Consider the following 12,762-nt stretch of genomic DNA (forward strand, 5'->3'; position numbering starts at 1 on the left):
GCTCCTAACCCCACATTGCCTTAGTTAATCTCTTTAAGACGAAGCAACCCCATAAAAGACGCAACTTTTCTGCCGATGCATTAAGGTCATGATAAAACACGAATAGGCTGAATATCTTGCGTCTCTTGGAAAGTGTTGTTGAGCGTCGTTTGATCCGCCCCCATATGCTGCTCTAATACACCTTTGATGACTGCACGAACATCCAACGTTGGTTGTAAGTCACGCCCCTGATAGAGCTGATTGCTAGCTAATCCTGGCCAATCGGATAAAACCCTAGAGCGTTGTACTGCTCCTCCCATTACCAACATCGCATTGCCTGTGCCGTGATCGGTCCCTTTGGTCCCATTCTCGGCGGCAGTTCGTCCAAACTCACTTGCTGCAATGACCACAGTCGACGGCCATTTTTCGCCTAATGCGGATTTTAACGCTGCCATACCTTGATCAAACTTATTGAGCTGATTGGCAAGTCTTCCTTTGTCCGCCCCTTGCGACGAGTGTGTGTCCCATCCGCCCAGCTCTAGCACTACAATATTAGGCCCATTGGGTGAGCTCACAAACTTGCCAGCCTGCTTGGCTAAGTTGGTAAATTGTTTATTTTGATTGCCGCCCATGGACATTGACTCTAACTTCATTGCTTCTTCAAAGTTTGCAGAGAGTTTGGCATCAGATTGGAACATTTCGGCAAGTAAATTGGCTTGTTCTTCTTTAGCTTTTAGCTTATGAGGAAACCAACTGCTGACTTTGACATCACCTTGAGCAATCAATGGTAGCCCGGCATCAATAGCAATCGCTTGGTTGTTCTGTTGTGTCGACAAAAAGCGATTCAACCACCCCACCGGATCAAATGGATCCGTGGAGCCATTTTCTAGAATCTTCTGACCATCAAAGTGAGAACGACTTCGATATCCAGTGGCACAAGCATGAACAAACATGGCTTGCTTGTCTTGATACATCTGATGAACACTTTTTAATGCTGGATGTAAGCCAAACCCTTTCTCTAACGGGTTAAGCTGATCTTTGGTGAGTGCTATTGTTGGCCGCAATTTTTGGTAATGCTCATCAAAACTTGGTACTACCACGTTGAGGCCATCCATCGCGCCGCGAAGTGTTATCCAAATCAGTACATTTGGGCTTTGCGTTGACGCAAAGGAGAAATTGGGTAGCAAGGTAACCAGAGACGCCGCTCCTACGCCTTTCAAAAAATGTCGTCGTGTCGTCATAACCGTTTACCTATATTGAAACTGTGGGCTCATCCAAAGCGCAACAAACTTGGAACTGGCATCTTGTGCCTTTTCTAACGCAGTCAGTAGGTGTTCATCGACTTCATTACCATAAAGGCGTTGTGCAATCTGTGCCACCCTGTCATCCGGATTCTGTTTATTGCGCTCAATCTGGGTAATCAAAAGCTTAGCCACTTGGTTGGCGACTTGCCAACGCTGAGTCAATGCGGCCGAGCTATTATAATCAGCGTCGTTATCAGGCCACCCTGCGGGCGACCCTGACATAAACGGTTCTTGCCCTAATTGTCTCAACATTGAATGCATCTGCTTCTGGTTGGGTTCAAAATCGGCGCTGCGGAGCACGGCAAAATACCATTCCTGAGGTGTACGAAAACGCAGGCGCTCATCCTTATTTTTGAGGCTGCTATTAATCAATGTCAGATATACCGGAATTAACATGCCTTCGTTATCTATCCAGACTTTGGTGAGTTTATCTACCAATGAAGAGTGTCCTACACCGTAGAAATGCTCGACCAATTTGCCACATAGATGTCTTGCGGTATTTTCATGATTTGCAAGATCGCGAAGACAGCTCATGCCCTGTTCTTCACCTTGCTGATCGTACACTTTACCCAATACGTTAATCGCACCAGGCTCATGCATGGTCGATGAAAAGCGATAACCTGGACTGTCCGGTTTAAAGCTCACCGTCCAACCAGTGATACCCTGCGCGAGCTCAACAACATCGTTTTGTGTATAGCCACCATCCACGCCTAAGGTATGCAACTCTAAAATCTCTCGAGCTAAGTTTTCATTGAGTCCTTTATTGCGCTTTTGCCCTGCTTTGGAATTAGGCCCAACTGACTGGTGGTTATCAAGGAAGATCAGCATACTGGGGTGTTGAATCACGCCTACCAGCATACTCGGAAAATCGATAGACCAAAGCTCTCTGATTACTTCATTTTCAACACCAGAAGCAATTGGACGGACTCTACGTGTATCCGCGGAGATCGCAAAATGGTTGCTCCAAAATTGGATTAAACGTTCTTGAAAGCTTAGTGGAGTGTATAGGGTTTGTATGTTTCTCGCATGAACAAGATTGCGAAAGTTTTCTTGAAAAAACGCATTATTGGTTTTGGTAAACTGTTTTTTCTCTTCTGCGCTTTTTGCTGCCTTTCGTCTTCGATTCAGGTCACCAAAATGTGCCAACATTTCATCGGTAGATGGAAGCGATGAAATCGCCTTATGAGTATAAGCCTGAGCTTTGAGTTGCTCATTTAAACTAGGTTCAAGCTTAGCATCACCAACTCTTGGCCCAAAACCAAATCGCTGCGAAACAATGTATTGAGCAGTGTCCTTGTTCTCCATGGCAACCTCTGTAAGTATGCGATACCTAAAGCATTACACACTAAGCAAAAATTGCACACCTGCCCTGACGATAAAATAACAAACGGCGCTCATTTGAGCGCCGTTTTGACTTTATCCGGATAGGATTAAGAACGTTTAGGTTGCTTGTAAGTCTTACCTGCCGCCTTATACGTGTCGCTTTGCTTCATTTCGAACATAGCATCGAAGAACCACGCGACAAACTTAATGATGTCGTCTCCTTCGTTCATAATGTGCTCAACGTATTCTTGCTCGTCACCGTTATCATCGATATCGGTGAATACATGATAAATACGCTGTTCGCCATCGACATCCGCTAATGCAAATTGACCGCTTAAACTGTTTGCTGCCTCGACAATCTCTTGGTTCTCGACGCTTTTAAGCTTATTCAATGCATCTGGGAGCGTTTTGAACTCGCAAAGCTGCATGACAAGTAGTTGAAATTCTAGTTGTTGCATTATCAATACCGTTATTAACCTAGCGAACTACAAGCTCGCCAGTTTAGTTTCTTGTTTCTCAAGCATAGAGTCTAACTCATCGCGACGAGCAATAAACTGCTTGAGCTCGTTCTTGGGCACAGAGTCTGCCATAGGAATGTTCGCTCGCATAGCATTAACTGGTCGCCCACGAGAAATCAATTCGTAATGCAAGTGAGGCCCAGTCACTCGCCCAGTCGCTCCAGACAAGCCGATACGAGTACCACGAGTCACCTTTTGCCCTTTCTTCACTAGAATCTTACTTAAATGAAGATAACGAGTCTTGTACGGACCACCATGGTCGATAACGATATACTTACCTGCATATGGGTGGTTGCGCACCATAGCAACAACGCCATCACCAGTGGTATAAACATTAGTACCAGTACGAACACCGAAATCAGTACCGTTATGCGGTGCAATCCTGCCTGTTACAGGATGACGACGATTAGGGTTAAAGCCTGAGGTAATTCGATGATTTTTCACCGGATAGCGCATAAATGCACGCTGTAAACTGTCACCTTTGGCATCATAGTACTGGCCATTAGTATGAAGGTAAGCTGAGTACATCGCGCCACGATTAAAGATCTTAATCGCTTGTATTTCAGAGTTACCTGTCGCGGTACCATCAACAAACTGGCTGTTTTTAACAACTTCAAAACGGTCACCAGCACGAAGGTCGCGAGTGAAACTCAGTTTGTCTTTAAGCAGTGTAACAACTTGGTCAATTTCACGAGGGTTTAAACCCAATTTGTTCGCTGAAGAAGAGAAGCTGCCGTGAATTTCACCGACCAAAGCCACGCTTTCCCACACGCCGGGAATAGAGACATCCTTAAATTCAAAGCTACCGTCGTCTAGCCGAGTATAAACGGCTTTCTCGGCCACACTACGTTGAACTTCCAATTGACCGAGTGCGCCAGTGGCTTCATCTTGCCAAAATCGCATCTTGTCACCGGGACGCAGCGTGTCGAGCACTAAGTAATCCAAATCGGTTTCCATTACTGACATCATGTCTGAGTAAGGAAAACCAAGTTGGTCGAAAATTTGGCTCAAGCTGTCACCTGACTTTACGGTATAGGCGAATTTAGGTGGTAGTTCAGCTTTGGTTGGCTCAGGAGTGATGGCTTTGGCGATTGGTGAATCATTGAGGTCTAGCTCTACCGTTCCGTTGAGGTTTGAACTAGGCAGACTATGAAGAAACAGAAACGCCGCGATAAGAGGCACGGTAAAAGCTAGGCCGCGTTTTAGTTTTCGTGACGGCGCTTTTGCCGTGCATACGCCGTCTATAGGTTGATTCGATTGCACAATGGTTCCAATGCATTCCATTAAAAAGAGCCAACAGATTAATCGTTTCTTCGGCGAATTGCATCCGATTGAGAGGAAAATTAAGGTAAAACCTGTGATGAGAATGTAAAAAAGCGAAGCTTGTCGCTTCGCTTTCTACAAAATCAGCATTACTGAGAGCTAGGCTTCACATGCTTGTTCTGTTTTTACGATACAGTTATCAGCACCGAAGCCATTTGGTACATAGTTATCCGCTTCAGCATCATTAACCCAGTCATTCTCATTCACAAGGTAGCGGAATTGAAATTCCGCGTTTTTTGGCAGACGAGTTTTATATTTGAAAGACTTGGTTTTCGCAACTTTTTTCATTGGCATAGGTTGCCAATCGTGAAACTCTGCTACTAGTACCGCACTTTCAATATTGGTCGCATCCAGTTCGAATGTGACTTCCACTTCATCTTTAGTTTTAAAAAAACGCTTATTGATCATTTGCAAGCTCCGTTTGTCTAAAAAATAACAACATCAAAGTGTCATATTATGTAATCAAGCTCACATTCTCAACATAATAAGTGACAAAGATGCTTATCATTTACGGCTGGAAACAAATTCCAATTAACATCCTGTCAATTTGCCACTTTTCAGTGTGCAAACCAGTGAATTTTCCTTTGTCGGCGTGTCTGTCATTGACTGTTCAGGGCCATGGCTTTTGAACATTAATGTTGCAACCTGTCCAGATAAGTCTAAAGATTCAATGTCCACTCGATCCCCAGCTAGTTTAGCGTCTGTAAGAATTACTCGCTGCCTTGATTCGTCCCAATTAAACAAGCCAAGGTAATAGAAGACTCCCGAGCCTTGGTTACTCACGGCAAATGGTACAACAGCGAAATGAAGCTTATTGTTTTCAAACATGAGTTGCTTAAATTGATACAGTAGGTAGACGTTGCCACGCTCCATACCATCATCATAACTACCTGCAGCCACTTGTTTATCAACATCGATATCAGTAAGCAGAGAGAACGCGCTGGTTTCTGGTACCTGAATTGTCCATGGATTTGCCACTTTAACGCCTAGAATAGCCTCTACGACGACATCGGCCTTTTCTGCTTGGTGAGATGGGAATTTGGCCAGTATCTCCTCATCACTCATCGAAAATCGATAGACTCCAGCGACAATGACAACGACGAGAAGACAAAGTGGAATCAATAAAATCAGTGGCACTGGAAGTTTCTTGCGAGGCATTATGATGATTCTCAATAAGTTAAGTTCTTCGTTCAGTGTAGCGCTTTCGATTACTAAGCTCAAAGAGTAACAACCCACTATACTTAGACAGATTTACCTAGCCTTAGCACCGAACATTGTTTTGCATATCATTTGCGACATCAGTACTAAATTGTGAATATTTAGTCTTTGTTGATGAATAGTATTGCCTTGATTGATAAAAAGCAGTAATCTTGCGCGCAATGAGCAAATATGGATGTTTAGTGAATAAATAGGCAATGGAATTGTCCATTATTAACTAGTTGTAACACGAGAGAAAAATGCAAAATAGCGCTCAATCTGTTCCTGAGTCTGGAAAGAAAGGCAACTTCTGGATGTTCTTCATCCCGTCTTTAATTGGCCTGTTCCTGTTCATGGCTCCAATCACCTTTGACGGCGGTTTAACTATACCTGTAGCTGTCTTAGCTAAATCACTACAAGCGGCGGTTGGCGATTTCATCGTACCTCTAGTTACAGCTATCATCGCATTTATGGCTATCGCGTCAGTCATCACCCGCATTGCTAAGCCTGCATTCATTAATAACAATGAATTTTTAAACGGTCTATTTAATCCAAGCCCAATGTGGTTAGCAGTTCGTTTGATCGGTGGCTTAGCGGTAGTAATGACTTACTTCCAAGTTGGTCCTCAAGCGATTTGGGAAGAAAATACAGGTGGCCTGGTACTCGAAGGTCTGCTACCTACTCTATTTGCTGTATTTATCTTTGCAGGTTTATTGCTCCCTCTTTTACTTAACTTTGGTTTGTTAGAACTATTTGGTGCGTTACTAAGTAAAATCATGCGCCCAGTATTCAACCTACCAGGTCGTGGCGCTATCGACTGTATGGCATCTTGGTTAGGTGACGGTAGTGTTGGTATTCTGCTAACGAGCAAGCAGTACGAAAACAAATTCTACACCATGCGTGAAGCAGCCGTTATTGGTACTACTTTCTCAGCAGTATCAATAACGTTCAGCTTAGTGGTTATCGCTCAGGTTGAGCTTGAGCATCTGTTTTTACCGTTTTATGGCGCTATCTGTTTAGCCGGTGTTGTTGCAGCGATTATCATTCCTCGTTTGCCGCCACTACGTAATAAAAAAGACGTGTTCATTGACGGTACTAAACCAGCTAAAGATGCTGAAGTGATTCCTGAAGGCCATTCTACTTTCTCTTGGGGTCTTGATTTAGCACTTAAACGAGCAGGCACTGTTACCTCTGCAAAATCGGTGTTTGGCGAAGGTATTAAGAATGCCGTAGATATGGTGTTTGGGGTTCTTCCTGTGGTTATGGGCCTAGGTACAGTCGCGCTTGTTATCGCTGAATACACTTCAGTGTTTGAAACGCTCGGTACGCCGTTTATTCCTTACCTAGAATTACTGGGTGTGCCTGAAGCAGTTGCGGCATCCAAGACCATGGTTGTTGGCTTTGCAGACATGTTTATTCCGTCAATCCTAGCAGCATCAATCAATAGTGAAATGACGCGTTTTGTTATCGCCGCGATGTCCGTTACTCAGCTTATCTACATGTCTGAAGTGGGGGCGCTACTACTTGGTAGCCGTATCCCAGTAAACATCTTCGAACTGTTCGCTATCTTCATCCTGCGTACTTTGATTACGTTACCTGTTATCGCTGGTGTCGCGCATTTGATTTTCTAGTAAAACATATTGCTCAGTTAAAAGGCTCACTTTGGTGGGCCTTTTTTTGTATGACTCATCTTTTGCTTTTCCATTCAAGACATCGTATCGACCATAATTCTACCCTTCCCCTAACTAGCTGTTGTAGTCAATAACAAACTCGCTAATTTTAGCCCCCATATGGCAACACAGTAGTGTTGTCTTTGATTGTTAGACGATTTCTACTGCCATTCGATACGAGCCAACATCGCGTAACGTAGAGGCTTTTTGAAGAGATAAGTTATGAGGAAATCAATGAGAACATCATGGTAACGGTGGGACATGGTAAGCGTTCACCGAAGACAAGATGCAGGCGGAGTGTTTCGGCGTAATCTCAGGCAGTTGTGCGATGATTGAAGCTAGTAGTCTAAACGAGAAAACGGAGCCAAAAGGCTCCGTTTATATAAGGCAGTGTTTCTGTTCTATACGGCTAAGCGCTTAGAAGAAGTACTTGAAGCGTACACGAACACCTTTGTCTGTGTCTTCTGCAAATAGGTCAGCACGGTCTGTTTGGTTGTCAACAGTCGTGTAGTAAGCACCTAGGTAGATAGAGAAGTCATCAACTTGTAGAACATCAGCGAACTCGTAAGACGCGTATACTGTGTCAACTTTCGCTTTACCTTCAGCCCAACCAGTGATCTTCTTGTTCTCATAGTCGTTGTTAGCGTGGATATAACCTAGACCAAAGCCTTTGTACAATGCGTTCACACCAGCAGTCATGTTGGTTTCATCAACCGCATCCATGTATGCGAAGTTAGCGATTAAGTTCCAATCTGCTGTTGTGTAGTTTGCAGTCACACCGTAACCGATACGGTCTGAGATATCGATTTCTTCAGTACCATTTTTAACAATTACTGCATCCTTAACTAGGTTTGCTTCCATAGATGCTGCAATTCCAAAGTTACCAGCTTGGTAGCCAACTACCGGACGTAGAAGGACTGAATCTTTGTTGTTCTCTACTTGTTGACCATGGTAAGTAACTTGAGTACCAACTGAGCTTGTTCCAAACAATACTGAACGGTCACCGATCATAGAAGCAAGTTCTACATATAGGTTGTCGAAAGATTGGCTGTACATGATTTGACCATCAGAACCACGACCACGACCTTCTTTCATTTGATAAACGTAAGCAGCGCCGTCTTGGTATAGATCGTTAGCAGTATCACCTGAATACTCTAGGAACGTATCTTGACCAACTGGGAACATATCGAACGCTTCGAAACGACCCATACGTAGGTTCCAACCGTCTTGTTTACCGAATGCAAACCATGCGTCATCCAGTGCAACGTTACCGCTGCTCTCCATCAAAGGTTGAACGTTTACTTGGAAAATGTGACCAGTATCAGTGTAACGCTCGCCAGCAAACTCAAGAAGAATACGACCAGATTGGTTGAATTCGTTGTTTTCTTGGCCTTCACGGTCTTGGAAGTTGAAGTCAAATTCAACGTCGCCACCGATAGAGAACTTACCAGTTTCAGTATCAGTGATCGCGATACCAGCGTTTGCCGCCATTGCAGAAGAAACAAGTACTGCAGCTAGCGATAGTTTGAAAGTATTTTTCATTATTAACCCCAAGGATTGTAATTAACTATTTTTGTTATTTTTTAAAAGCTATTGAGTTGTCGTGAATAAGCGTCGTTAAACTTTGAAAACTCATTCACCAGTCACATCACTCAAAAGTTTGAAAATCATGTACCGAATGAACGAGACAAATTTTCACTAATATCCCGACATGCAGCAATCCTAAGAATTTGAAAATGCCTATCTAAATCACGTTTTTATAAAAATGCAAATAACCTTATTTATCAATGGCTTATATATAAATAAATATACATTTAGCTTTAAAAACATTTATTGAGGTAATTTAGGGGAACTTTTTGGCAGATAAATTACTTTCAGTGATCTTGCTCACACACATAGTAATTCTTAACTACTATTTAAATTATTAATTATCAGTTTCCAAAATGTAACAATGGTGTGAATGTATTTTCTATATCACCTCTAATGCTCATGTTTATTTTTGCCACACTATTTGTATTGCCTTTCTATTAATCTAGTTCTCGTTATCCATGCAGTGTTATAGATATCAAGTGTAACAATATGCATAAAAAGCCTTGCTATTAGACTCATATGGTCTAAGTTAGAGATAAGGAAAAACAAAGGAGTGATGCTGATATGAACCATGCGCTAGAAAAAGACATTGTCGACGCTATGCATCATTTAAATACTGAGCAGCTTCGCGACGTGAAGCGATTTGTTGAGCGTTTATCAACACGCCAACAGCCCAGCGATTTGGTTACGGAAGAAGAATTAGCCATGATTATGGAACTAAGCACATCCAAGCGAAGCTACCGCTAACCTAGACGAATGACCATACCTAACAAAAACGACCAGCCTCGGCTGGTCGTTTTTGTTTTCATCTATTCGTAATGAATACCACTTAAGTAATGTATCTGTCCGGTTGCTTTGGACAAATGAAGTTGGTTCAAATCGCTAACGAAAATACGTGATGTGAATACCGTCTCTCCGAAGTCACAGAATATTTCAATACTGGAATGGTCGACAAACACACGCACTAGGCTGTCATTACTTTGCCGCATAGCGTATCGAACTGTGCCAAACTGCTCAGCATGTGTTTCCGTCACGTGTGTCCTGTCTAAGCACCACTCCGTTTCATTGCCAGAAAACGTCATTTTGTCGCCACTCTGATTAGCAAACTCTATAACGAAGTCTTGCTCCACACTCATTTCAAGTTCAAAAGCTCGACTAATTAGTTCATGCTGTGGCCTTAATACTTCACTACTTTCGCGCAGGTCAGTAAGTTCCACGAGCGGTGTTTGACGCAGTTTATTACCTTCTATGCTTATCTCTCTTGGCAATGTCAGCATATGCGCCCAGTAATTCTTATCCGTTGGATACTCGCTTTTCGAATTACCTAACCAACCAATCAGAATGCGGCGTCCTTTGTTGTCTAAATAAGTCTGAGGGGCATAGAAATCAAAGCCTTTATCGAGTTCAAAGTAGCCCTGATGTTCGAGCTTAAGATTCTCAGTATCTAACGGTTTACCAACGATATAGACCACAGAAAACACATTATTAAAATCGTACTTACTATCAGAAGTGACGCCTTGAGGAGAGAAAATAAAGACGCCACTACCAGCCTCCTCATAGTAGTTAGGGCACTCCCACATATAACCAAACTCACCAATGCCTATATCAACATTCCCCTTGTATTGGTAGGCATCGATTTGTCTCCCGTGATAAAGCGCCAACTTACCTTGCTGTTGATGGCTCTCAGCACCAATCAACATATAATAGTCATCTTCTCTCTTTATTGTGACAGGGTCACGCATGTTATGTGTGTAGTGTTGAGAGTTGTAGTCAACAACGACTCCTTTCTTCTCTATCTTCCCTTCTTTATCCATAACAGCGAGAACTTGAGTCGGGTGACCGCTGTTTGGTTCATATACCAAATGTCCGGTATACAGCAGGTTAAGCTGCTCACCCTCAACGACTGCCACACCAGTATGACACCCGTGTTGGTCGTAATCCTGATCAGGATACAGTGCGACTCCTCTATCTTTGAAGTGCACGAAATCCTTCGTTGATACGTGATACCAGTGCTTAAGTCCATGAACGGGCCCTAATGGAAACCATTGATAGAAAATATGATGTTCACCATTAAAGTAACTAAGCCCATTTGGGTCATTAACCAACCCATGTTTGGGTGCTATATGGTAACTCGGATAATAGGGGTCATTTTGAGTCAATGACTCAATATGTTCCAGATACTCTGCTGACACTTCGTCTAGCCGCACGAAGCGGTTTTGACGATTAGAAAAATCCATAACGACTCACTGTAGCTTTAAAACGCAAAATCCCTTCATGTCACCTAGTCGCGTCCATGAAGGGATAAAAAGGAAATAAGTTATTGAGGTTCTTTGTAGAACAACTTAGTCATGACAAAAGCTACCAAAGCAGCAACCAACATGACCACGATATACATACCAAGACCACCACCGAGGTACAGCAGCATTCCAGGAAGCATCGTCGCCCCCGTACCCGCTGAACCAATTCCTGCGATAGCACCTAGACAGCCACCAATTGCACCGCCAACGCATCCATAAAGGAATGGCTTAACGCGAGGTAAGGTCACTGCAAACATCGCCGGCTCAGTAATACCAAATAACGCAGGTAGCGCTGCTCCAAACATGCCTGACTTTTTCACCTTGCTGGTTTGCATAGTCATCACCGCAATCGCCGCACCAAATTGACCTGCAATCGCAGCGGTACCTAGTGGGTTGATATAGTCAAAACCAGTTTCTGTCACCATGGCAATGGTAATTGGCACGATAGTATGGTGCATCCCCGTAACGGCCATGAACTGAATCGCACCACCGTAAATCAAACCGCTAATACCGTAAGGAATTTGTAAAAAATACACCACTACATCGGTAATTAGCTTTTCGATACCTAATAGTAATGGTCCAACGAAAACTAATCCTGCAATCAGCGACACCAACAGTGTAATGAATGGAGTAAGGATAAGATCCAACACCTCCGGCACGTACTTGCGTGATGTTTTCTCAACAGTTGCAGCAAACCAACCCATAAACACGGCAGGTAAGATAGAACTCTGCAAGCCAGTGACGGCAATATTAAAGCCAAAGAAAGGAATCATCAGTGCTTCTGCATTACCAAAAGCGACATCCCATTTGCTTGCTAATTGAGGAGCAACCAGCATCAATCCGAGTACAATACCGAGTACTGGATTGCCACCGAACACTCTCATCGCTGACCATGTCACTAAGACTGGAATAAAGATAAACGCGGTATCAGTAAGCACTTGAGACAGCGTCGTCAATTGAGGTGACAATTCCACCCCAAAGCCATTAACGATCAGTCCGCGCAATCCCATCAATAAACCCGTCGCAACTAGCGCAGGAATAATGGCAACAAAGATATCTGAAAACGTACGAGTCACTCGTTGGAAAGCACTACCCGCTTGCTCTTTTTTCGGTGCGGCACTGGTTTCAACATCACCATTGCCTGTTAATACCGCAAACACCTTACCAACAAAGCCCGTACCTAGTATGACTTGGTGTTGGCCATTTTTAAAAAAGTAACCGTGAACGCCTTCTGTTTCGCCTAGTTTTTCCGCATCGACTTTAGAGTCATCTTTCGTCACGACCCGCAATCGCGTTGCACAATGTGTCAACTGCTCGATATTGTTTTCTCCACCAAGCAGCGCCATCACTTCTGTTGCAACGATTTGAGCATTTCTTGCCATTTTTTCGTTCTCTCCCAAGAGCACAAGATAACAACCTGTATTCAACATGTATTAATGTAATACAGGATAAATACAAGTTGTATCTATTTGTGCTTTTGAACTTTAGAAACGTGCTTATCATCACATTCAATAATAGTTAGCTCAGATACAAAAAAACCACCTCATTAAGAGGTGGCTTG

11 protein-coding genes are annotated in these 12,762 nt (G+C 43.3%); 2 read left to right on the forward strand and 9 right to left on the reverse strand.

Going from position 1 to position 12,762, the window contains the following annotated elements:
- Nucleotides 1–86 precede the first annotated feature (86 nt).
- The 6 genes from OH456_RS10280 to OH456_RS10305 all read right to left on the reverse strand — a co-directional run bounded on the left by OH456_RS10280 (nucleotide 87) and on the right by OH456_RS10305 (nucleotide 5,605).
- On the reverse strand, nucleotides 87–1,220 hold the full coding sequence (locus OH456_RS10280) for a DUF1501 domain-containing protein (RefSeq protein ID WP_270033410.1): 1,134 nt from the start codon (nucleotides 1,218–1,220) through the stop codon (nucleotides 87–89).
- Nucleotides 1,221–1,226: 6 nt separating this feature from the next.
- Complete coding sequence (locus tag OH456_RS10285) at nucleotides 1,227–2,588, reverse strand: DUF1800 domain-containing protein (RefSeq protein ID WP_270033411.1); 1,362 nt, start codon at nucleotides 2,586–2,588, stop codon at nucleotides 1,227–1,229.
- A gap of 125 nt (nucleotides 2,589–2,713) precedes the next feature.
- Nucleotides 2,714–3,064: a hypothetical protein gene (locus tag OH456_RS10290; RefSeq protein ID WP_006070412.1), complete on the reverse strand. Its 351-nt coding sequence runs from the start codon at nucleotides 3,062–3,064 to the stop codon at nucleotides 2,714–2,716.
- A gap of 27 nt (nucleotides 3,065–3,091) precedes the next feature.
- Nucleotides 3,092–4,408 (reverse strand): peptidoglycan DD-metalloendopeptidase family protein, encoded by a 1,317-nt coding sequence (locus OH456_RS10295; RefSeq protein WP_006070411.1) that lies wholly within the window; start codon nucleotides 4,406–4,408, stop codon nucleotides 3,092–3,094.
- Between the two features lie 138 nt (nucleotides 4,409–4,546).
- Nucleotides 4,547–4,855 (reverse strand): isoamylase early set domain-containing protein, encoded by a 309-nt coding sequence (locus OH456_RS10300; RefSeq protein WP_006070410.1) that lies wholly within the window; start codon nucleotides 4,853–4,855, stop codon nucleotides 4,547–4,549.
- A 123-nt stretch (nucleotides 4,856–4,978) separates the two neighbouring features.
- A complete protein-coding gene (locus OH456_RS10305; protein WP_270033412.1) occupies nucleotides 4,979–5,605 on the reverse strand; it encodes a hypothetical protein in 627 nt (208 codons plus the stop codon).
- A 299-nt stretch (nucleotides 5,606–5,904) separates the two neighbouring features.
- Between OH456_RS10305 and OH456_RS10310 the strand changes: the two genes are divergently transcribed.
- Nucleotides 5,905–7,275 (forward strand): YjiH family protein, encoded by a 1,371-nt coding sequence (locus OH456_RS10310; RefSeq protein ID WP_062456048.1) that lies wholly within the window; start codon nucleotides 5,905–5,907, stop codon nucleotides 7,273–7,275.
- A gap of 456 nt (nucleotides 7,276–7,731) precedes the next feature.
- Here OH456_RS10310 and OH456_RS10315 read toward each other — a convergent pair whose 3' ends face one another.
- A complete protein-coding gene (locus OH456_RS10315) occupies nucleotides 7,732–8,856 on the reverse strand; it encodes a carbohydrate porin (protein ID WP_270033413.1) in 1,125 nt (374 codons plus the stop codon).
- 612 nt (nucleotides 8,857–9,468) lie between these two features.
- On the opposite strand from OH456_RS10315, the gene OH456_RS10320 reads away from it, so the two are divergent.
- A complete protein-coding gene (locus tag OH456_RS10320) occupies nucleotides 9,469–9,651 on the forward strand; it encodes a hypothetical protein (RefSeq protein ID WP_038227355.1) in 183 nt (60 codons plus the stop codon).
- Between the two features lie 62 nt (nucleotides 9,652–9,713).
- Here the strand turns inward: OH456_RS10320 and OH456_RS10325 are convergent, their stop codons facing one another.
- Entirely contained in the window at nucleotides 9,714–11,141 is a 1,428-nt protein-coding gene (locus tag OH456_RS10325) for a sucrose-6-phosphate hydrolase (RefSeq protein WP_198559189.1), read from the reverse strand.
- Nucleotides 11,142–11,221: 80 nt separating this feature from the next.
- Nucleotides 11,222–12,583 (reverse strand): PTS transporter subunit EIIC, encoded by a 1,362-nt coding sequence (locus OH456_RS10330; protein ID WP_270033414.1) that lies wholly within the window; start codon nucleotides 12,581–12,583, stop codon nucleotides 11,222–11,224.
- Between the last annotated feature and the right edge of the window lie 179 nt (nucleotides 12,584–12,762).

The sequence above is a fragment of the Vibrio sp. La 4.2.2 genome, assembly GCF_027586995.1.
Taxonomy (GTDB): Bacteria; Pseudomonadota; Gammaproteobacteria; order Enterobacterales; family Vibrionaceae; genus Vibrio; species Vibrio mediterranei.